Genomic DNA, 20858 nt, shown 5'->3' with positions numbered 1-20858 from the left:
ATAAACGCAAGATAACGTAATCCTGAGGATTTACAATAAAGAAAAGGAGGAATCCAAATGAGCTCTCATACTGTTAATTGGAAAGAGGATGAAAATGGCCTGGTCCTTTTCACTCCGCATGAATTCAGCTTTTCCGAAAACCTGCGATACTTATCAAGATCGGCAAACGAATGCCTTTATGAGATTTCCGGCGAGACCATTAGACGTGCCCTTTCCTTTGGGAAGGATAAGCTGCTGCTTGAAATAAGTGGTGAGTCAGATCAGTTCCTATCCGTCAGTATTCATAAGCCTGTCACGCATCAATTGAAAGCAGAAATTGCGGCATATGTTCATGATTGGTTCGACCTTGGAGCAAATCTGAACCCATTTTATGAGATGGCACAAACAGATCCCTTGCTGCAAAAGCCCGCGGAGCAATTTTTCGGGCTCAGAGTGATGGGAATTCCCGACTTATTCGAGGCTCTTGCGTGGGGAATCCTGGGGCAGCAGATCAACCTTACATACGCATATACACTAAAACGGCGGCTCGTTGAAAAATATGGGGAGTGCCTGGAATACGGCGGGAGCAGATACTGGCTCTTTCCCGCAGCGAAAACGATTGCCGGGTTTACTATCGAAGATCTGGCCGACTTAAAAATGACCGTTAAAAAATGCGAATATCTCATTGATGTGGCAAGCTTAATTGCAAATGGCAAGCTTTCAAAAGAGGACTTGCTGAAAGAGGGAAATGTAAAAGCTGCAGAAAAAAAGCTAACGAGAATACGCGGGATCGGCCCATGGACCGCCCATTATGTCCTCATGCGGTGCCTGCGCTTCCCGAATGCTTTTCCAATCGATGATGTCGGCCTTCATAACGCAATCAAAGGGATCACAGGCTCTGAAAGAAAACCGGCCAAATCGGAAATCTTGAATTATTCGGCTGCATGGAAGAATTGGGAAGCGTATGCTACTTTTTATTTGTGGAGAGTATTATATTAAATTATTTTCACCATGACATCTTTGAAAAGCTAATGTGGAGCGGAGTGGCCGATAAAATGAAAATCCGTCCAATATCCATAACATCTTGGCCGATAGATCTGGTAGAGGACAGGTTCCCCTGTCCTTTCTATGTCAGAAAAAAATATAGTGGTGTCATCACAAGAAATAAAGCCTGAAAAAGGCATCCGCCGGCACAGCCAAGACAGCCCTCATCCGCCAGCTGCTCCCCTGCTTCATACGTATTCTCGCCTACATCCCAGCCATTATCCTCTTCTTCATTATTCTTCTTGCTATTCTCCTTATCTTCTTGCAGCTGAATCATTGTATCCCCGCTTTCCTGTTATTAACCTGGAATAGTAGTAAATTATTTTTTTTCCATTAAAAAGAAAAGGCCTGCACGGCCCTTTCTTTTAGTAATGAATTTTATATTTCTCCGCAAGGATTTTTATATCAACCTTGTAAATAAGATCAATCATCCGCGTCCCAATCATCTGGCAGATCACCGCATAAACAATAACCTTCCAGTCCACGACAACCCCTGTAAGCAAAAGCAGACTGCCATTTATGTAAAATAACGTCCGTCCCGGCGCACTTCCCCTTGCTTTGGAAATGATTAACGCGAGGATATCCATGCCTCCTGACGAAGCGCCCATCCGGAATAAAATGCCGACTCCTGCTCCAAAGACTACCGCTCCAAGCAAAAGATCCAGGAGAACCGAATTCAGCGGTTCCGTTATGTATGGTGTCAGAGAATCAATCGTAACCGAAGTAACCGAAACACAAAACAGCGTCCAAATCACACTGCTTTTCCCGAGCCATTTGGCCGCTGCCAGCAGCAGGCCCGCATTCAAAACCCACAATGTCACCGAATAGGGCGTGTCCAATAGATAATTGAATAAAACCGCCAGACTTGCCGCACCGCCGGACGGGATAAAATGCGGAAACAAGAAAAAGGTCATCGCGATCCCCTGGATGCTGGCGGCCATTCCCAAAATCAAAGATTTATAGAGTACATGCATGACAAAAACTCCTAACGTTTTTCCTTACTCTATCTTATAATATTTTCATAGAAGAGAAAACCGCACGAGGTGAATAGAATGACCATTCCTTTTGAAACGGATCGGCTCCTGCTCCGGACCATGCAGGCCGATGACCTGGATGCAGTTTATGAGATTTGGGGCAGCCCGGAGGTAATGAAATACTGCGGCGGCGCCAGCACAAAAAGCCAAATCCAGCGCTCCATCAAATTTTACCGGCGGCTGCAGAATGAAAAAGGCTACTCTGTTTATACTGTTTTGCTAAAAGAAAACTCCTCCATCATCGGGGTTTGCGGGTTTAATCCGGCAGAAAATGAACACGAAGCCGAGCTCCTCTATCATTTTAATCAGCTTTGCTGGGGAAAGGGATATGCAGCTGAAGCTGCCGCTGCATGCGTGGCCGCTTTAAGGAAAAATGGCCCGAACGTCCGGAAAATAATCGCGGCTGTGGATCCGGCCAACCCTGCATCCGGAAAAGTGCTCAGGAAAATCGGCATGACTGCGGCCGGAATGAAATGGTTTGAAGATACACAGCAGGAAGAACTTTGTTATGAAATGGAACTTGCGTAAACAATTATCCTTCTTATTTTGCTGAGAAAAAAAAACGAGTCTGCTCTTGCTGCAGACCCGCCTCTTCTATTCTATTAAAATCCAACTGCCTTTTTTCCGCCCACAACAGGCAGGCTGATATAACTTTGCCCAAGCTTTACTTCAAACGTGGCCCCTGTTGTTGATGGAATCGTACGTCTTCGATCGCTTCCAGCGATAATGATGCCGATTCGGTGACCTTCCTTAAATACGTAGTCTTCAGGCAATACATCCCATTCAAACTTATAGCTCTTGCCTACTTTTAAAGGGTCATCCTTCTCAATCGTTTTCCAGTTCTGCGGATCAAACCATCCTCTTGTCACGACTTCATATGGTGCTGTGTGAGTGGTTTTTTCTGTTTCTTTGTAACATCCATCATCTGTTGAAATACTTTCTCCCCAACAGCTTTCTGTATTCAGAGTTCGGACTCCCTCTCCCGGGCCTTCATGATGAATGCGGGTATCCTCTCCATAATCGACAATGAGAACTGTCAAATTAGAGTCTTCTTTATTGACCTTTGCCCGAAGTGAAATTTCAGGTATGCCGCTCAAACGGACATCTTCTTCAAGCTGTGGAGATAAAAATGCCAGGCGGTCGCTTTTGACAGCCGTTTCATTGGTTACCATCTGCTGCTCGGTTTGTGTTGGGTTATCTGTAAAGGATTGCTGAAAATTCCCCTTTACAGGCCCTGTGGTCAGCATGCCATTTGTCTGATCATTCTCGCCTGGCGCTAATCGTATTTTAACATTTGCCGCATTTTGATCCGGCCATGAGGACTGGGTTTCCCAATTATCCGCACCTCTTTCAATATCAACAGCAGGCTCGTCCATAATGCCATTCTCGATATCCATCAGCCAGTAGTCGAACCAGCGATGCAGTGTATCAACCCACTCTGCTCTGCGGAAGTCAAATGGATCGACATGGCCAGTTTGGGTGAGCCAAAGTTTTCTCGGAACCTCTTCTTTGGATAGGGCTAACCACCAATCCGCGAGGTGATTCATTTTCACATTGAAATCATTTAATCCATGGACAGCAAACACACTTGCTTTTACATTTTTTACGTCCTTAACGTAATTTCTTTCATCCCAGAACTCATTATAATCTCCTGATGGATCATCCGCTTCCGCATTCAAGCGATCGAACACGGGCTTACAGACATCTTTGCGGGAGCTGCTGGCAACTCTGCTGGCCAAGCCTCCTGGTCCGTTGTTGTAATATGTAAGTCCCTCATAGCGGTAATAATTGTACCAGCTGCTAATGGCTCCAATTGGAACAATTGTCTTTAAGCCTTCTACGCCTGTAGCCGCTACCCCATTAGCCAGCGTGCCATCATAGGACTTTCCGATCATTCCGACATTCCCGGTTGTCCAGTCTGCTTTCACTTCATTATTATCTTGATCCCAAGCTTTTGCCCTGCCATTCATCCAGTCAATCACGACCCGGATGCTTTCAATTTCCTCATATCCGCCTGTTGTCGGGCAGCCATCCGAATTGTTCGTTCCAACCATCTCTGGCAAAGCGACTGCATACCCTCTTGGAACAAAATAATTATCATAAAATAGAGGAAACTTCTCATTAATGCCATCCTTGTCCCGGTCTTTCACTTCACTTTCATTTCCACGCCCCATGCTTTCATAATATGGACTCGCATCCATGATTACGGGAACCTTCAGGCCTTCTTCTGTTTCCTTCGGACGGATGATATCCACAGCAATCCTATCTGCTTTTCCGTTTTCATCCGAATCAAGTGTGGATTCGACATACACAGTCTCACGAATCGCCTCCTCATATGAATAGATTGGCTGAGACTTTACATCCTCAATTTGTGCTGTCTGTACCGGTTTTTCTTTCGCTGCTGCATTTCCGGGTGTGTAGGCAAGTGATGATAGAGTCATAGAAATGACAGCTAACACAGCTGCAGGTCTGAGAAGTTTTTTCTTTTTCATATAATCCCTCCTCTACTATTTGCCACTCATTATATTTCGAGTATGGAAATATTAATAGATTACTTTTTCCTAAAATTCAATATTTTTCAAAAAATGTTACTCGGTTACTAATAGTAGGAAAGTCTGGGGAATAGCGGGATTCCTATCAACGGAACGGTAAAAGACTAGTCGGGGATTTCCAGGTGCAGCTGGAGAGTAATCATTTATGGCAGCAGAAACTAATTACTTTGCAAAAAAAAAACTGGCACTCATTGAGAGTGCCAGGCTTTCCATTAACAAACCGAATCAGTAGATTTCGGGTTCTTCAATCCAAACAGCGGACGGATGAACAGCGCCACGCCCGTTCCAAGCATGGCCATGATGGCCCATACCCAGCCGTGCAGGCTGAAAGATGCGATTCCGCCGAAGTAAGCGCCGATGTTGCAGCCGAATGCAAGGCGGGAACCATATCCCATCAGCAGTCCGCCGACAATCGCAGCACCGGCAACACCAGGCTTGATTTTCCCAGGCTTGAACGTTCCCTGTAATGCCGCTGAAATAAAGGCACCCAGGATGATACCGAAGTTCAGAACGCTTGTAGAATCAGCCAGAACGGTATTTTTTAATGCGGCTAAGTTCGGTTCAGTCGCAAAATAACCCCATGATGTTACGTCAATGCCCATTGCCATCAATGTTTTACCGCCCCATAATGCGAATGCGGATGTGATGCCCCAAGGCGTTCCACGTACAGTCAGAGTCAGTGCATTCAGCAATGCCAACACAATCGCTGCTGCAAACAATGGCCAGGATCCTCTCAGGATTTTTTTCCATCCGGCTGTTGTAGGCAAAGCTTTCATCATTGGTGCTTTTCGCTTTTTCGCGATTTGCAGAGTTACCCAATAGATTAATGCAAATAGAGCAAGCTGCAGAACCAATGCTCCGCCATAGCCGAGTCCCGTAGATGTAGCCAGGGAGATTGGCGGCAATGCCGGTGTTTCTTCCATCCAGAATGAGAAGTGGTACGCCCCGATCGTGGAACCAGCGATGAAAGAAATCAGTGTCAGAATCATCGAGGATTGTCCTCCGCCTACCGAATACAAAGTACCGGACGCACAGCCATTCCCAAGCTGCATCCCGATCCCAAAAATAAATGAACCAAACAGGACGCTAACTCCTACAGGAGACACATATCCTTTAGGCTCGATTCCTGTAAAACTAAAGCCAGTGCTTAAAATAACCGCAAATAGGGCTGAAGCAACTGCCAGCATCAGCATATGCGCCTGCAGCCCCTGCCCGTTTCCGACGCTTGCGAAGCGCCTGAATGCAGATGTGAAGCCGAAGCGGGCATGAAGCAAGGTCATGCCGAGTGCAATTCCAATAATAAATAGAACTCCCTGTGTCATGTTCGCTGCATTTATAATGGAAATGAACAAAATGATAGCTGCAAGAACGCCAGCTGCAACAAAAGGCTTTTGAATTGGATTTAAGTTTGAAACAACTGTTGTTGGTGCTGAAACCCATGATTTGCTTTTAACTTCTACTTGAGCCAACCTCATTCACTCCTTTTCTTATCTTTTTAGTCGGATTAAAGTGTTATTTTATACTATATTTTTTTAAAAGTAAATGGTGAATTTTTCACAAGACCGATGATTTTCCCTTTTTCACCTGATATAATTATATATTTGGAGAGTCATAATTTTACAGACAGGAAAGGAAAGGATATCATTGCTTAAGCGGTTAAAATGGCCATCATGGGCATTATTTTGCATCTTCATTGCAGGCATCTATTATTTCATCAGCTCTGGAGCTGACACCAGCCTGCAGGCTTTTTCCAGAACAGAAACCACTTCCCCGGCAGCTTTCCCCGGATTAAACCTTGAAACCCGGACAAAGGAAACGAAATCTTATACCCTTGCGATCAGTACTCCGATCACTGAAATTGAGAATTTGAACAAACCCATGAAAGAATGGATTCAGGCGCAGGAAATGGAATTCCTGGAACTTGTGAAGGCAAACCGGCAGGTGCTGGACAGTGAAGAATTCCGTGCCCATCTTAATATCAAGGCGGAGCCGAAAAAAGTCTCCGATACCATGTACACCCTAGTATTTGAAGCCTACCAGTACACAGGCGGCGCAAATGGGCAGGCTGCGGTCAAAACGTTCACTATCGACCTTGCGAATCAGAAAATGGTACATCTTGCCGATGTGATTCGTATGGATGAGGAGTCCCTGGCGACTCTCAGGCCGTTGATAAAAAAACAAATCGGCGAGAAAGAAGAACTCCAGGACTATCTGTTTGAGGACCTGCTTGACGAAGCGCTGGAAAATCCGTCGAGCTGGAAATGGGCACTGAGCGGCAAGAATTTCACCCTTTATTTTAACGAATATGAAATTGCGGCCGGTGCAGCCGGAGCGGTCAAAGTGAAAATTCCAATCGAACAGATCCGTCCCCTCTTAAAGGATGAAATCGCCCAGCACTTGAAGCTTCCTGACATTCAGCTTCCTGAACCGGAAGTCAAGGAACCAGAAGCGGCTCCGCTGGATCCAAACGGCAAGTATATTGCCCTTACCTTTGATGATGGGCCACACCCGAAAGTCACACCGCTTATTCTGGATATTCTAAAAAAACATAACGCAAAGGCTACCTTTTATATGCTTGGCAGCCAGGCACAATTCTATCCTGCCCTCGCAAGCCAAGTGGCTGAAGAAGGTCATGAAATCGGAAATCACAGTGACAGCCATGCGGACCTTTCATCCCTCGGTGAAATCGAAATCCGCAAAGAAATGGAAGAAGCCAGCACCAAAATCAAAGAAGCAAGCGGCCAGCTTCCAGCAACCGTCCGCCCGCCTTATGGGGCCATGAATGAAGATGTGAAAAAAGTTGCCGGAATGGCCCATACACCGCTTATTCTATGGTCGGTCGATTCACTGGACTGGAAAACACTTAATGCCGCGGCTATTCAAAAAATCGTGAAGGCCAATGCAGTGCCAGGCGCAATCGTTTTGATGCACGATATCCATAAGCCAACTGCTGAAGCACTTCCAGACCTGCTGACCTATCTTGAAAAAGAAGGCTACGAATTCATTACCGTCTCCCAGCTTCTCTCCTTGCAGGAGCAGGAAGTGACCGGTACGTTCTTTGGAAAACGGCAATAATCATTCAACAAGACGCTCAGGAAATTCCTGGGCGTTTAGTTTTTGTCGTTCCTGCTCGAAGATGCGCCAGTATCCTTTTCATATAACTTAATGGAATCCCCGCTCGCCCCGTACACCTCTCCGCTATGTGTCCAGCCGTATTTTTCATAATACCCTTGCAAATCCGTCTGGAGATGGAGCTTCTTAAATCCAAGCTTCGCCGCTTCTTCAATAGCATGATCAAGCAGCCGGGCGCCAAGCTTCTTTCCCCTGCTGCTGGGATCAACGTACAGACATGCCAGCCACGGATGCAAATCCTGCCGGCTATTGAGGTCATTGCGGATTAACGCATACGTGCCTATGATTTCTTCATTCTCGATCCCAACATAAAACCTCGGGATGCCGTCCCCCGATTTCCCTGAATGGATCATGCAATCCTCATAAAAGCGGAAGTTTTGCTCATTCCCCCACTGTTCCCAGAAAAATTGGACTGCGCCCTCAACTAAATGCGGATGTTCGTGAACTGCGATAATTTTCATTTAACTTCCCCCCCACATTAACTATTCCTCTCGAGTTTTTTGATAATTCCTGGCTGAACTCTTGTTCAAAGACGAAAGATACCTCTTTAGCCGAGGTTTAAAACGCCAGATAAAGTTTATAGGAATAAAATTTTCCAGCAAGCGAAACTTAATAATATTTATGTCTTTATAAAGGGGTAACCCGCAATGGATCGATTTGTTATTGAAATAAAAGCAGAGCTTGGAAACAATGGCGATTTTCATCTTCAAAGGGACTATCTTGCGGATGCTGCCGTGATGCTGATGGGATTTAATACACTCATTGATTTTATCAAAACGAGAACGGTGCTTCACAAGCATGCGGAGAGCATCCTTTCGCAGAATCAGCCTTCTGAGGATTTATGGCGGGCCATAGGGGAAGTGATTGAAGGCGATGTCCGGAAAGCCATTTCATCCATATATGAAGGCAAACTGATTATCCATTTTGAAAACACCTCCCGTTTTATCATTATGGAGCCTGTACCTGCTATGCTCGATCGTTCGATTGATACGCCAACAAATGAAAATGTTATTAAAGGAGCATTGGATTCGTTTACAGAAGGTATTGATGCCAATATCGGCATCGTCCGAAAACTGGTGAACTCGGAGGAAATTAGAATCGATTCTTTTTCGGCCGGACACAGCCGCAAAAACAAACTTTCCTTGCTTTATATAGACGGCCAAGCGGATATGGATCTAGTTAATAGCATACGTGATAATATTAAAAAAAATATCCAAATGGAAGCATGTGATCTTCAGGGGCTGGCTAAAATGCTGGGGTTTCCATCATGGAATGCTATTTCAAAGTTTAATACGACCGAGCTGCCCCATCATGCGGTTCAGAATCTGAGAAAGGGAAAAGTGGTTCTATTCGTGGATCGCTTGCCTTTTGCGCTCATTCTTCCAAGTCTGTTCTGGGATATGTTTGCTATTGAAAATGACCGGAATTTTCCCCTGCCCCTCATGTTAGCCATTCGGTTAATTAGAATCATCGGCATTTTAATCACGCTGATAACACCAGGGCTGTATGTGGCTCTGGTTTCCGTAAACCCTGAAGTCTTGCAGCTCCAGCTTGCTTTATCAGTTGCCCAAAGCCGTGAAGGAGTTCCCTACCCGGCATTGGTGGAAATTTTCTTCATGCTGCTTATTCTGGAATTAATCCTGGAAGCCAGTGTAAGGCTGCCTAAATCCATTGGCCCCACCATTACCATGGTCGGGGGAATTATCCTGGGACAGGCTGCCGTGGAAGCGAAATTAGTCAGCAACCTGCTGATCATCATTCTAGCCGCCACTACCATTGCCAACTCAACCATCGTCGGCTTTCAAAATTCTGTTTCCATTCGGCTGTTCAAATATGCCATTGTGGTCCTGGCAGCAATTTTTGGCATTTTAGGACTGGTTGCCGGTTTGGTTTTCGTAGGCGCTTACCTGGCAAGCCTCAATACTTATGGCAAGTCCTATCTCTACTTAAATTTAAAAGGGAATGAGAGCAATGGCGGATAAAAGTTTGCATGTCATGCTGATGTACGTCATCAGTCATTTAGGCCTTATTTTCTTTATGTATCCCGGCAATGTTATTTCAAGCACAGAGCAGGGCCATTGGCTTCCTGTTCTGGTCGGTGTGGTCATTCATTTCATTTTTATTACTATTTATATGAAGGGGCTAAGCTATTTTCCGAAAAAAGACATCATTCGCATCTATGCAGGAATCGGAAAAGGGACAGCTATCCTTTTTATTGCCCCTGTTTTCTTATATTTCTGCATGATTTTATTGATAACACTCCGGGCTTATTCAGAAATTATTACGATTGTCTTTTTATCAAACACACCATTATGGGCCATCATGCTATTATTGATATCCATTTCGACCTATATAGCAGCCAAAGGAGCCGAAACCATTTTTCGCACCGGTCTTCTTCTATCCCTTTTATTTCTTCCCATCATTATCTTTATTTTCTTCACTTCTTTTCAAAACGTGGATTGGAGGTACGTGGTTCCTTTAGATGCAGATTTCGGATTTATTATAAAACGAACATATTTGGAAAGCTTTTTTGCTTTCTCCGGAGGCTTTTTGTTTCTGGGTTTTGTTCAGCCTTATTTCTCCTATAACAGAAAATATATATTATGGGCCGCTGCCTTCCTTATTCCCTTTTTCCTTTTTTCAGTCTATATTCCCGTGCTGACTTTTGGGCAGGCCACCTCAGCCACAACCTTCCTTCCATATGTTGTGGCCGTGGACGCCATCAATATTAATTGGCTGATGTTCGACAGGGTCACGATGTTTTTTCTATTGAGCCTCATCTCCTTTATCATGCTTTACCTTGCCCTTGTGTCCTGGAAGACAATCCGTATCTTAACTCATTACCTTCCTTCCATTAAACCGGTAAAATTGTTGCTAGCCCTATCTGCCGCAGTCTATCTTTCATGTTTCTTCATCCAGGACTGGAAGGATGTCGAGAAATTATTTTGGTGGAATACGTTTCTGAGGTTTTACATTTTGATTGCAGTCCCATTTTCAATCTTTTTCTTTGGACGCCGCATAAAGAGGAAGGGTAAAAATGAAACCAATTAATCTAAAATCTAAAGCCCCTATTACGGTCTGTCTGCTTCTGGCAATGATGACTTTAACCGGCTGCTGGGACATTAGGGATATCAATCACCGGACACTCCCCGTTGTCCTTGGCATTTCTACAGATGAAGATGGCAAATATAAGGTTTTCTTGAAAATCGTTGAGCCCATCGAAGATAATTTGGAAGTGAAAGTCGTTACGGGAACTGGAGAAACTATCTCCCACGCCGTCGATGTGATCAGCCGAAACATGGAGACCAGCGTAGACCTCCTTCATGTAAAGGTAATTATGATTGAGCGGAAAACGGCTGAGGAAGGCATGAAGGACATTATTGCCGGTTTCATGAGATCCCGGGAAGTTTCACCCAAAGTGCTAATCGCCATTTGTGACCAGAACATGGATGAGTTTTTTTCAATACTTACAGAATCAAAGGAGCTTCACGGAACCAACATGTTCGATTACTTCGAAAAAAATGCAGGCTGGAATCCGGAAATTGCCCTTACAAGGATATGGGAAGTCTACCGAAGCATTCATTCCTATACACGCGATGTAGCCATCCCCCTGTTAATGACGGGAGAAACGACAACTTACAAGCAAGTTGGCTCTGCTGTTATCAAAAACGGAAAGATGGTAGAGCAGATCAGCAATGACGAAACCCTGCTATTCAATGCATTTAATAATGAAAGCACCCATGGACAAATCGAAGTCCTGGATCACGCAAGTGTCATGATCATCGGCAACTCCATGGACCAGCATATTGAATTGACTGATAAACAGCCGTTTTTGGAAAGCCGAATCAACCTGAAGGTTGTCGTCCTCGAAACACGGGGCAAAACATCCAGTGCCATGATCAAGAAAGAATTAAGCCATCTCCTGTCAGGCCGATTCAGCAGCATGTTAGCCAAACTCCAGGAAAGCGAAGCAGATATTCTGGGCTTGGGACAATTGTATCGCACTAAAATCGATCGAAACGAGCTAAAAAACTGGAGATCCATTTACTATCCAAATTTGAAATCTGATATCCAATTTCAGATAGACATTCAAAATGAAGGGTATTTAAAAACAACCTGATGGGACAGTGAACCTGTCCCTTTTCCGGTTACGCGTTTAATAAGTGTGACAATTAATTGTGCTTGATGCCGGTTTGCTTTATTTGAGGGTACTTTTCAGCTCGATTAGTTCCGTTCATTATCAATTTTTCATTGCGAAGGGAACGATTTCACCCAATTCGTGCGCTCCATTTTTCCGCACAAGGGGTATGATTCCACCTCATTCGTGCCCCTCATCAACAACTTCCCCACCCAAAGGACGATTCCCTTATTCGTCCCGCTCACAACTCTCTTCCCTAAAAAGCAGCAGCTCACCCAAACTCCCCCGGCGGCAAATCCCCAAATTTCCCTATTTCCTTCATAAAAGCCAATCTTACTGTCCCAATCGGTCCATTCCGCTGTTTGGCGAGAATGATCTCAATTGTATCCTTGCGGTCGGATTCCTTATGGTAATAATCATCTCGGTACAAAAACGCAATCACATCCGCATCCTGCTCAATCTGCCCGCTTTCCCGCAAATCTGAAAGCATCGGCCGCTTGTCCTGCCTGCTTTCCACACCCCTGCTAAGCTGAGACAAGGCAATGACTGCTACATTCAAATCCCTTGCCATTGTCTTCAGCTTCCGGCTGATCTCGCTTATTTCCGCCTGGCGGTTCTGATGCCTGGGATCACCCGCAATCAGCTGCAGATAATCAATCACCACCAGTATCCGTTTACCCTCGCCGTACTTCCTGCGAGCTTTCCGGACCTTGGACCAGATGTACTGAATATCCATTCCCGCCTGATCGAAAATATGCAGATTCACCTCGCCGAACGCTCCCATCACACCGGATAAATGAGCCCAGTCTCCATCATTAAAATACCGCTTCGGGTTCCTCATTTTAATCGAACTGATCTCCCCTTTGCAGCTGATCATCCTTTTCAGGAGCTGCTTTTTGGACATTTCCAGTGAAAATATAAGGGCCGCTTCCTGATCAGCCGCGTTCAAGGCCATATTCAGAGCAAAGGCTGTTTTCCCGACACTTGGCCTCGCTCCGACAATGACCAAATCAGACTCCTGAAACCCGCCGGTCAGCCTGTCCAGGTTCCTAAAACCAGACGGAATCCCAGTCATTTCGCCAAGATCCATTTCCGCCTCCCCGTAAAGCTCAACCAAAGCAGGCATGATCTCGCAAAAGTCATCATCCCCAAGATGATCCTCAACCTGCATGAGATCATGGATGCCATCCCTCAAAGTGGAGGCAATGTCGCCATTCTGTGCATGTTCCTGAATCCGCCCCGCAATTTCTACCGCCTTGCGCTTCTGGTAATATTCAAGAACCGTGTCCTGATAAAATGTAAAGTTCGCCACAGTCGGCACACTTCCGGCAAGCTGGGTGATATAGCTGCTTCCACCAATGCTCTCAAGATTGTGCTGGCCCGCTTCCTCCACAACCGAAATCACGTCAACAGGCTTCCCCTTCGCATCAAGCTGCAGAATAAGCGACATCAGCCGTTTTAGTCTGGCCAAATAAAAGTGTTCCGGCCGCAGCGTGCAATCTTTAATAAGCCCATCCTCCAAAAACAGCGCTCCCACTGTCGCCTCTTCTGCTTCCTGGCTGTAAAGCCCGTACCCCTGCATCAGACTTCCCCCCTGACTATGCCGAGAATCTGCCGCATTTTCGCCAGTTCAGCCTGAACCACTTCCTCGCTTGCCGGCTTCCAGGAAATCGGAACAATAAAGGCCGAATCCCTACAATCTGGAATCGCTCTCGAAACAGCCGCAGACTTTCGCATCAGATCCGAAATCTTCGGAGGATAAGGTGACACCTCCACATGCTGAAGCAAATTCTGCCGCAGGTCTTCAACCTCATGATGCCGCAGCACCTCATGCCAGTAATCAATTTTTTGCTGATTCACCTCAAACTGCTCGTAATAAACGGCAATCAGCGCAAGCAGCGTATACGTCTCCCGTTTAGTCATCAAGGTTAAAATCCTCCTCCCGCATCCGCTTACCAAGCGGCTTTTGATTCAGGTACGATTCAAAGCGGGTGCCAAACAGCGTCTCCGGTCTCAGGAACTTCCTCCAATACGGATCATGCAGCCATTCCTCCGACTTCAGGTCGATCACTTTTTTAAAATCCTCGAGCCTGAATCCCTCCAGCCACCGTGCCCGGATCAGCTTCTTCGTTTTCTTCGAGCCTGTCCGGTATGCTGAATGGGTTTGGCTGTTCAGGTATTCGATAACCGCAGCATAAGCAATATCTTTTTTCTCTGTTGCAGTCTCTGCAGTAGTCTCTGATATTGGTTGTTCCGACCCGGCATCCTCCATAGGGCGTTCTGGCTGGCTCGACAGTTCCATCTGACTGGTTCCAGATGCCAGAAAGTAATCTTGGCAGCCCTCCACCTCAGCAGCAAGCTTCTCATAATCAATCGTGTACCATTTTGTCTTATCCATCTTTGAAAAATTAAAATTCCCCGATATCAAAAAGCCTTGATCTTCAAGCGAGCGAATCGTCCGCTTAATGGTCGTCTCAGACCAAAATGTCATTTGCTTTTTCCAATCTTTATATGTATTAAAAATCCAGGTTCGTTCTTCTATTACATGCTTGCTGTTCAACAGCCAATAATGGATCTGCTGAAGCATCACAGCTTCATTGAAACCAATCTTTTCTGCCAGAGAAGGCAGAATCATAATTGGATTCTCCTTCACCAAAAGTTTGCTCATCTTAACCCCTCCACCCGTTTTTTGTTTTTGCACCGTCCGCAAATTCTTTTTGGAATTACGATTAGATCACACTTATAAAATCGAAATTAACCATTAAAAAAGGCAGGGTTTATAAATATTTTTAATTAATTATGAAGATTTCGTGAACAAACAAATAAAGGCTGCCCATTTTCGGCAGCCTCAAGTATGTAATCGTTTCTCCAGCACTATCTTATGCAATCCTTTTACATCCGTATAAGTTTCAATCACATCAAATCCATGCTTAATATTTAAAATCAGCATGCTTCGCCATTTGTTCATCGTCTTCGTCCTGACCACTTTATAGCCCTTTTCTTTTAGGTATCCGTGCTGCTTTTCCATCAGCATGGAAGCAATCCCACTTTTCCTGTAATTAGGGGCCACCCCGCCAAGCCAGCTATAAAACGTATCCTCATCAATGGCATACCCCATTTTATACCCGATCACCTTTTCTCCATCCATAGCCGTCAGCACCAGTAATTGGGGTTTGCTTTTCATTTTGCTCACCAAATCATCAGAATCACCGAATATGTTTTTATGAAGTTCTAAGATTCCATTTAATATGCCAGCATCTGGCATCGTGCAAAAGATAGTTATTTTCATTTGTGCCTCCAGCTTTTATCAATGATATATATATTTTTTCAACCAAATTCTCACCAGACCTTCTTTCTATGTAAAATTTCTCAAATTCTTCCCCGCTATTTTTTTAGGTTAGCAACTCTATTAACTAAAGAATACCCCTGCTTCCAGCAGGACCTTTTCGACAAATTTCGGGAGGTGACAAGCACCAATTTTAGGACTTCTCTATCATTTTGAATATTTTAAATATTTTATATTTTTAAAAACGAAATAAAATTGTATAATTTACCAGAATGCTAGAATTAAGGGAGGCGAATTAAGTTGAGGCAATTGAAAAGGTCCTTTATCATGCTAGTTACATTTCTTTTACTGACAGTCTCTTCTGCAGCATATGCAGAAAAGCCAGGTCTCGAAGACTTCCCGGATCCTGCAGATGCGCAGTCATGGGAACTTCCTGAAAATATGACCTGGGAAGATTACCGGCCAGTTCCGGGAATTGACTGGCGCACGGCTGATATTGAACCTGAAAGAGTATTAAGGGGAGCACTTGTTATTGTCGATTTTCCTGACAGGGAGTTTATTTTAAGTCAGCCTGAAGGTTCTGAAGTAGCAGGCAACCCCATTGGCACCGGCAATATCCCACGGGATGAAATCGGCCAGTTCTGGGTGGATTTCCTGAACAAACCGCAGCCATTGAATAATTACCGGACCATAAATGAATATTGGAGAGAAAATTCGTATGGCAAATGGGCTGTAGAACTGGATTCATTTGGAACTTATCGGATGGATCACAATGAATTCCAATACGGACTTAACGAGTTTGGACAGCAAGGCAATATGCCAGGAGAGTACGAAGCAAAAAATTTAAGAACTGAAGCTATGGAGAAGGCGAAAGCTGATATTGCAGCTTCAGGAAAGAATTATGATTTTACCTTCATCCTGCATGCCGGATATGATGAGTCAGGTGTCTGGCAGGAGTTTGGGGAAATGATGTTCCAAACCGCAGAGGATGTAGCAAAGGAATTCGGCCCGCCTTTTGAAGGGTTCCCTAATTCCGCCAATACACGCTATGTTCCCTGGACTTCATGGCTTGCTGCGAAAAGCATCTGGTCAAGTGCCAGCCGAGGGGTTTCGATCCAAGGCGAAAATGATGGAATGGGCACCTTCGCTCATGAATTTGGCCATATTATGAATTTAGGGGATAACTACAACAATCCATATGGAGAGCCTGTATCCCGCTCCTATTCCGGACCTTGGGAATTAATGAGCCGCGGAAGCTTTAATGGGCCTGCAGGGCCGCATACGCGCTGGATGGTACTCCCTACTCTAGGCGGGTCAGCGCCGTCCCATCATATGCTCCGGAACAAGATCAAGCAAGGCTTCTTATCGGAAGACCAATACCTGAACATCAGCCGGGAAGAATTGGCTGAATCCGGACCTGTGTTTGCGGATATCCTTGCACGTGCCGTACCCGCTGGTGAAGAATTTGGCCGTAGTGCCCTTCACGGCATTAACATCAGCATGGAGGATCTGACTCCGAAAAACTCGCTTGAGGACGACTGGCGTGCTGATATGCAGCGCGGGGAAAAATGGTATAACAACTATACTGTTGAAGTTGTTGACCGAGTAGGATTCGACTCTTTCACTCCAGATTCCGGCGTTCTTCTTGCAAAGACAAAAAATTCTGAATCAGCACCGAACATTTGGGTCATTGACTCGCATGCGGAAGATATTAACCAGGTTGACTTTAAACGTCCTGACGGAACAGAAGCCATGTATTCCAAAGGGGATTACAGGCAGCTTTCCGATTCCCTCTTTAAGGCAGGTACTGCAGATGGTGTTGTCAGCGAATATAAGGACGAGCATAACCGGCTTCACTTTTACATTTTAGATAAAAAGCTCGATAATCAAGGGGCACTCTCCTATCGAATCGCTGTACGACATATGGATGACTCCGGCTCGTCTATGAGGGGAGTTGCTGCAGAGAACAGCAAAGTCCAATTTGCCGCTCCTGGCAGGGTTGCAGCCTATTATTTCAAGGTAACCAATACGGGCAATGCAGCGGATCTTATCCGCCTGGATGCAAAGACAGAAGCTGGATGGGAGCTCATGCTCGAGCATAATGTCATTGAAGTGCAAGCCGGCGAAACCGTGGAAGTTCCCGTTTACGTGAAAATTCCAAAAACCAAGCCTGTTCCGACAAACCTTACATTTACAAGTACATCTGAAACAGATCCCGCCAAAAAAGATACTGCTGCACGACGGGTTGGTCCAGGGGCAGGGAAATAATCTATGGGGGGACACTCTTTAGTGTCTCCATCTAAATGAAAAGGGACAGGCCCCGCCTGTCCCTTTTCATTTGCCTACTCACTATAACGCAATCTGCACTGATAGAATTTCAAAAATCCGACAAACACCATGATTGCCCCGAACGAGTTGCATGCAACCCTTATCCAATTGATCATCAGAAATTCACGCGCTGTCTGTTTCAGAAATTGAACTGAATGGACAGTCTGCCCCTCAATAAACATAATTTCGTTTCTCGGCCATTCAAACACCATGGATATGACACCTAGCAGAATCATGACAAGGATACTTCCCAGAACCCAGTTACGGGCAGATTTCATTTTCCAAACCAGGAGCAGCGCCCCGGCTCCAGTGACCCAGCTCGCAAAACCGAGCGGCGGGAAAAAGGTATGGGGACTTGCGGCCTCCATAAAATCCATCGATACTTCAAACGATTTCGGGATGTTATGAAAGATATTCGGATAAACCATGAACACCTCCAATATAAAGGCACCCAGCATAATGAACGTGATCCATAAATACGCAGCCATAAAGAAAAATGTCAGTTTTTGTTTCATTCCTTTTCCTCCTCCATTTTGCGTCTCTTTTTTAACTGCAAAACCGGCAGAAGCACTGCGGAGCATGCAGCCAGATAGAACGGCAGAAATTTAATGCCCATTGGTTTATCGAATAAAATCAAGCCAAAAATCCCGATTAAATTGGACAAAATGACGCCCGCCGTTAATCCGCCGGCTGCACCTGCCAATGCCCAAATCAGCATCCCTTTGTTCTTTTCTTTTGAGTGGCCTGCCTCCCGATGCCCCTTCAAGACCTTCCAAACCGCTGCCGCGCCTGCCCCCAGCAGCAGAACCCCCGCAATCGGGTGAAAAGCACCCAGCCAGCCGACTCTCCAGCCCATGTTTGCCGTGAAATACATGGCAAACAGCAGCAGGAAAATGACCATGATCTCCTTATAGATCAGCGTGAAAAACCCTCCTGCCAGCGCAGTTATGATCATCAGCACTGGAATGGCATAGCCAAACATATGCACAAAAAGTTTATGGGCGGCCCACTTGGATGGATCCTCAAAAATCGACATGCCCGCCAGAAAAAATTGAATCAGCAGGCAGCCCAGATAAATCATACCCAGTCCTATATAACTATTTTCAGCCAATGTTCTTTTTGGCAATTTCTCCTTCATTTCGTTCCCTCCCCGCTCTTTTCTTGAAAGTTGAACTTTATGAAACACTCATGGCGACCATTTTCGGCCTTCTCCTCGAATTTTCGGCTTCAAGAAGCTTCATGGCGACCAGATTTCCTTTACAAAACCTATTCTAAGCGGGGGTTCTAACATCACTCTTATCAATTTCTTACAAAAATATTAAATCCGGGAATATAAAAAGAACGCATAGAAATCTATACGCTCTTACCGCTTAAATCGATAGCCCACACCCCAAACGGTTTCAATATAATCAGGATCGGACGGGTCTTTTTCAATTTTCTCCCTCAGTCTTCTGATATGAACTGTAACGGTTGTCACATCCCCATAGAAATCAAATCCCCACACCTGCTCCAGCAGATGCTCTTTGCTGAAAACCTGGTTCGGTGATGAAGCCATAAACAGCAGCAGGTCAAACTCTTTGGCCGTAAGCACTTTTTCCTGGCTGTTCACAAAAACTTTCCGGGTCACCGGCTGAATATGCAAACCCCTGATCCTCATGTCTTCTTCTTTGTTTTGTCCGCGGGAAACCAGCCGGTCAAACCTTGCTATGTGGGCCTTCACCCTGGCAATTAATTGATTGGGATTAAAGGGTTTTGCGATATAATCGTCCGCTCCGCGGCCCAATCCCCGAATCATATCAATTTCCTCATTCTTGGCCGTTACCATAATAATCGGGATCTCTGAAATCTCCCTGATTTGCCTGCAGATTTCATACCCGTCCATATCCGGAAGCATCAGATCCAATAGAACCAGCCGGTAGGAGCTCTGCTTTAATCGCTCCAGCCCTTCCTGTCCTGTTGCAGCAATGTCGGCTTCATAATGATTCAATTCGAGGTAATCCCGTTCCAGCTCGGCAATATTAAGCTCGTCTTCTATAATTAAGATTCTTTCCAATCGTTACCCCCCTTTTTTAACGTGAACCATATACTCAGTCCATGTCCGGTGCCTCCTCTTGCCCAAATGGTCCCCCCATGGCCTTCAATGATCTTTTTCACGATCGAAAGCCCCAGCCCGGTGCCTCCTGTAGCAGAGTTTCGGGATACATCTGTACGGTAAAAACGGTCAAATAAATAGGGCAGCTCGTCCTTTGAAACACCTGCTCCATTATCCCGAATTTCAACTATGACTTCCTCCGCTTTTGACGACAGCCTGAACATTAATTCTTTCTTTTCCTCATTCATGTATTTCAAGCTGTTTTGAACAATATTGGCAACGACGCGATTCAATTTCCCCCTGTCCGCATGCACCCGATAGGATTGATTTGGCTGACACTCAAGGCTTAGACTGACATTTTGTCCCGCAAGATTAAAACGCAGCTCCTCCAGATAATGATCAAAATAGGACACTAAATCCATCTCCCTCATATCATAAGGCACATTTGGCAAGTCAAGCTTAGAATATAATAAAAGCTCAGAGATTAAGGATTCCATTTCATCCGATGTTTTTTCAATCGTGCGGATATATCGATCCATTTTCTCTGGTGTATTGGCCACACCATCTGATATTCCTCTGATATAGCCTTTAATGCTCGTTAACGGCGTTTTTAAATCATGGGAGATGCTCGCAATCAATTCCTTCTGATTTTTTTCATATTGCATTTGTATGTCAGCGGCTTCCTTCAATCTCCCGCGCATGATATCAAATGCCATCGCCAATTCGTTCAGCTCATCCTTTTTCCCGGAAACCTCTATTTTTGTATCCAAATTTCCTCTGCTGATATCGTTAGCAGCTTCTTTCAGCCTGAGGAGCGGCTTAATAATGCTTTTTGAAACAAGGTATGTTAATAGCCCGTTTGTTAAGACCAGCACCCCAACTAACAAATAAATCCGTATTGACCGAAAAAAAATGAGATCCTCCTGATCCACCTCGCCTTTCACAGGATAAAACAATAGATATCCAATAAACATTTCCAGTACTAAAAATAAGACAACAGGAAGCAGAACCATCCCTATATTCGATAAAAGCAAACGTCTTTTTATGGACACTCTGTCACCCCAATTTTTATAAAAATTGACTATCGCTCCCAGCCAGGCACTCTTTATTCTTTACATCATAGTCTAGGAATAATAAGTGTAACCAAAGGTTCTAACCAAATCATTATGTAGTTATTACATTTTTCTTAACAAAAAGCTGATATAAAAAGATTGATGATCGGGCTGCTTTCAACTAAAAAAGTGTACAGATTTCTTTCTGCACACGAACATTC

The 20858-nt window shown here is 45.0% G+C and carries 20 protein-coding genes; 7 read left to right on the top strand and 13 right to left on the bottom strand.

The genetic code is table 11. The features are described from left to right. The first annotated feature begins 57 nt into the window (after positions 1-57). Positions 58-978, top strand: coding sequence for a DNA-3-methyladenine glycosylase 2 (locus A361_RS04370; RefSeq protein ID WP_019379413.1), 921 nt, complete (start codon positions 58-60; stop codon positions 976-978). 127 nt (positions 979-1105) lie between these two features. On the opposite strand, the gene A361_RS04365 is transcribed toward A361_RS04370, so the two are convergent. Beyond that, positions 1106-1300 carry a hypothetical protein gene (locus tag A361_RS04365; RefSeq protein WP_019379414.1) on the bottom strand — a complete coding sequence of 65 codons (195 nt, stop codon included), beginning with the start codon at positions 1298-1300 and terminating at the stop codon, positions 1106-1108. A gap of 88 nt (positions 1301-1388) precedes the next feature. After that, positions 1389-1997 (bottom strand): YitT family protein, encoded by a 609-nt coding sequence (locus A361_RS04360; protein WP_019379415.1) that lies wholly within the window; start codon positions 1995-1997, stop codon positions 1389-1391. Positions 1998-2075: 78 nt separating this feature from the next. Here A361_RS04360 and A361_RS04355 point away from each other — a divergent pair, with 78 nt between their 5' ends. Next, positions 2076-2585 (top strand): GNAT family N-acetyltransferase, encoded by a 510-nt coding sequence (locus tag A361_RS04355; protein WP_019379416.1) that lies wholly within the window; start codon positions 2076-2078, stop codon positions 2583-2585. 74 nt (positions 2586-2659) lie between these two features. Here the strand turns inward: A361_RS04355 and A361_RS04350 are convergent, their stop codons facing one another. Together A361_RS04350 and A361_RS04345 are read right to left on the bottom strand one after the other, a co-directional pair. After that, a complete protein-coding gene (locus A361_RS04350; RefSeq protein ID WP_009335172.1) occupies positions 2660-4549 on the bottom strand; it encodes a Xaa-Pro dipeptidyl-peptidase in 1890 nt (629 codons plus the stop codon). 272 nt (positions 4550-4821) lie between these two features. Continuing rightward, complete coding sequence (locus A361_RS04345) at positions 4822-6084, bottom strand: YeeE/YedE family protein (RefSeq protein ID WP_033196442.1); 1263 nt, start codon at positions 6082-6084, stop codon at positions 4822-4824. Between the two features lie 169 nt (positions 6085-6253). Between A361_RS04345 and A361_RS04340 the strand changes: the two genes are divergently transcribed. Then, positions 6254-7684 (top strand): polysaccharide deacetylase family protein, encoded by a 1431-nt coding sequence (locus A361_RS04340; protein WP_019379418.1) that lies wholly within the window; start codon positions 6254-6256, stop codon positions 7682-7684. Positions 7685-7719: 35 nt separating this feature from the next. Here A361_RS04340 and A361_RS04335 read toward each other — a convergent pair whose 3' ends face one another. After that, on the bottom strand, positions 7720-8202 hold the full coding sequence (locus A361_RS04335) for a GNAT family N-acetyltransferase (protein ID WP_009335178.1): 483 nt from the start codon (positions 8200-8202) through the stop codon (positions 7720-7722). 186 nt (positions 8203-8388) lie between these two features. Here A361_RS04335 and A361_RS04330 point away from each other — a divergent pair, with 186 nt between their 5' ends. Genes A361_RS04330 through A361_RS04320 form a run of 3 tightly spaced genes read left to right on the top strand, consistent with a single transcriptional unit; the run spans position 8389 to position 11861 of the window. After that, complete coding sequence (locus tag A361_RS04330) at positions 8389-9723, top strand: spore germination protein (RefSeq protein ID WP_019379419.1); 1335 nt, start codon at positions 8389-8391, stop codon at positions 9721-9723. After that, positions 9713-10792 carry a GerAB/ArcD/ProY family transporter gene (locus tag A361_RS04325; RefSeq protein WP_019379420.1) on the top strand — a complete coding sequence of 360 codons (1080 nt, stop codon included), beginning with the start codon at positions 9713-9715 and terminating at the stop codon, positions 10790-10792. Before A361_RS04330 ends, A361_RS04325 begins: the two co-directional genes overlap by 11 nt. After that, on the top strand, positions 10779-11861 hold the full coding sequence (locus A361_RS04320; RefSeq protein ID WP_019379421.1) for a Ger(x)C family spore germination protein: 1083 nt from the start codon (positions 10779-10781) through the stop codon (positions 11859-11861). The genes A361_RS04325 and A361_RS04320 overlap by 14 nt, the downstream gene beginning before the upstream one ends. A gap of 289 nt (positions 11862-12150) precedes the next feature. Here the strand turns inward: A361_RS04320 and dnaB are convergent, their stop codons facing one another. From dnaB to A361_RS04300, 4 genes are all read right to left on the bottom strand, one after another. Next, entirely contained in the window at positions 12151-13461 is a 1311-nt protein-coding gene (dnaB, locus tag A361_RS04315; protein ID WP_019379422.1) for a replicative DNA helicase, read from the bottom strand. Next, entirely contained in the window at positions 13461-13802 is a 342-nt protein-coding gene (locus A361_RS04310) for a hypothetical protein (protein ID WP_033196444.1), read from the bottom strand. Before A361_RS04310 ends, dnaB begins: the two co-directional genes overlap by 1 nt. Further along, positions 13795-14547 (bottom strand): conserved phage C-terminal domain-containing protein, encoded by a 753-nt coding sequence (locus A361_RS04305; RefSeq protein WP_019379424.1) that lies wholly within the window; start codon positions 14545-14547, stop codon positions 13795-13797. The genes A361_RS04310 and A361_RS04305 overlap by 8 nt, the downstream gene beginning before the upstream one ends. 180 nt (positions 14548-14727) lie before the next feature. Continuing rightward, entirely contained in the window at positions 14728-15168 is a 441-nt protein-coding gene (locus tag A361_RS04300) for a GNAT family N-acetyltransferase (RefSeq protein ID WP_019379425.1), read from the bottom strand. Positions 15169-15465: 297 nt separating this feature from the next. On the opposite strand from A361_RS04300, the gene A361_RS04295 reads away from it, so the two are divergent. Beyond that, positions 15466-17433: a M6 family metalloprotease domain-containing protein gene (locus tag A361_RS04295; RefSeq protein ID WP_019379426.1), complete on the top strand. Its 1968-nt coding sequence runs from the start codon at positions 15466-15468 to the stop codon at positions 17431-17433. A gap of 74 nt (positions 17434-17507) precedes the next feature. Here the strand turns inward: A361_RS04295 and A361_RS04290 are convergent, their stop codons facing one another. The 4 genes from A361_RS04290 to A361_RS04275 form a co-directional block, all read right to left on the bottom strand. After that, on the bottom strand, positions 17508-18008 hold the full coding sequence (locus tag A361_RS04290; RefSeq protein WP_019379427.1) for a hypothetical protein: 501 nt from the start codon (positions 18006-18008) through the stop codon (positions 17508-17510). Then, the gene (locus A361_RS04285; RefSeq protein ID WP_019379428.1) at positions 18005-18631 is read right to left on the bottom strand and encodes a DUF5957 family protein; all 627 of its coding nucleotides are present in this window, start codon (positions 18629-18631) and stop codon (positions 18005-18007) included. The genes A361_RS04290 and A361_RS04285 overlap by 4 nt, the downstream gene beginning before the upstream one ends. Positions 18632-18856: 225 nt before the next feature. Then, complete coding sequence (locus A361_RS04280) at positions 18857-19546, bottom strand: response regulator transcription factor (RefSeq protein ID WP_009335192.1); 690 nt, start codon at positions 19544-19546, stop codon at positions 18857-18859. Further along, a complete protein-coding gene (locus A361_RS04275) occupies positions 19531-20637 on the bottom strand; it encodes a sensor histidine kinase (RefSeq protein WP_019379429.1) in 1107 nt (368 codons plus the stop codon). Before A361_RS04275 ends, A361_RS04280 begins: the two co-directional genes overlap by 16 nt. Positions 20638-20858 lie beyond the last annotated feature (221 nt).

The sequence above is a fragment of the Cytobacillus oceanisediminis 2691 genome (assembly GCF_000294775.2).
Lineage (GTDB): Bacteria > Bacillota > Bacilli > Bacillales > Cytobacillaceae > Cytobacillus > Cytobacillus pseudoceanisediminis.
Note: the sequence above shows the minus strand (reverse complement) of the source record. Positions and strands in the feature narration are given on the sequence as shown.

Coding starts and splice junctions, on each gene's coding strand:
- A361_RS04370 (WP_019379413.1), top strand. CDS start 58: ATGAGCTCTCATACTGTTAATTGGAAAGAGGATGAAAATGGCCTGGTC.
- A361_RS04365 (WP_019379414.1), bottom strand. CDS start 1,300: ATGATTCAGCTGCAAGAAGATAAGGAGAATAGCAAGAAGAATAATGAA.
- A361_RS04360 (WP_019379415.1), bottom strand. CDS start 1,997: ATGCATGTACTCTATAAATCTTTGATTTTGGGAATGGCCGCCAGCATC.
- A361_RS04355 (WP_019379416.1), top strand. CDS start 2,076: ATGACCATTCCTTTTGAAACGGATCGGCTCCTGCTCCGGACCATGCAG.
- A361_RS04350 (WP_009335172.1), bottom strand. CDS start 4,549: ATGAAAAAGAAAAAACTTCTCAGACCTGCAGCTGTGTTAGCTGTCATT.
- A361_RS04345 (WP_033196442.1), bottom strand. CDS start 6,084: ATGAGGTTGGCTCAAGTAGAAGTTAAAAGCAAATCATGGGTTTCAGCA.
- A361_RS04335 (WP_009335178.1), bottom strand. CDS start 8,202: ATGAAAATTATCGCAGTTCACGAACATCCGCATTTAGTTGAGGGCGCA.
- A361_RS04330 (WP_019379419.1), top strand. CDS start 8,389: ATGGATCGATTTGTTATTGAAATAAAAGCAGAGCTTGGAAACAATGGC.
- A361_RS04325 (WP_019379420.1), top strand. CDS start 9,713: ATGGCGGATAAAAGTTTGCATGTCATGCTGATGTACGTCATCAGTCAT.
- A361_RS04320 (WP_019379421.1), top strand. CDS start 10,779: ATGAAACCAATTAATCTAAAATCTAAAGCCCCTATTACGGTCTGTCTG.
- dnaB (WP_019379422.1), bottom strand. CDS start 13,461: ATGCAGGGGTACGGGCTTTACAGCCAGGAAGCAGAAGAGGCGACAGTG.
- A361_RS04310 (WP_033196444.1), bottom strand. CDS start 13,802: ATGACTAAACGGGAGACGTATACGCTGCTTGCGCTGATTGCCGTTTAT.
- A361_RS04305 (WP_019379424.1), bottom strand. CDS start 14,547: ATGAGCAAACTTTTGGTGAAGGAGAATCCAATTATGATTCTGCCTTCT.
- A361_RS04300 (WP_019379425.1), bottom strand. CDS start 15,168: ATGAAAATAACTATCTTTTGCACGATGCCAGATGCTGGCATATTAAAT.
- A361_RS04290 (WP_019379427.1), bottom strand. CDS start 18,008: ATGAAACAAAAACTGACATTTTTCTTTATGGCTGCGTATTTATGGATC.
- A361_RS04285 (WP_019379428.1), bottom strand. CDS start 18,631: ATGAAGGAGAAATTGCCAAAAAGAACATTGGCTGAAAATAGTTATATA.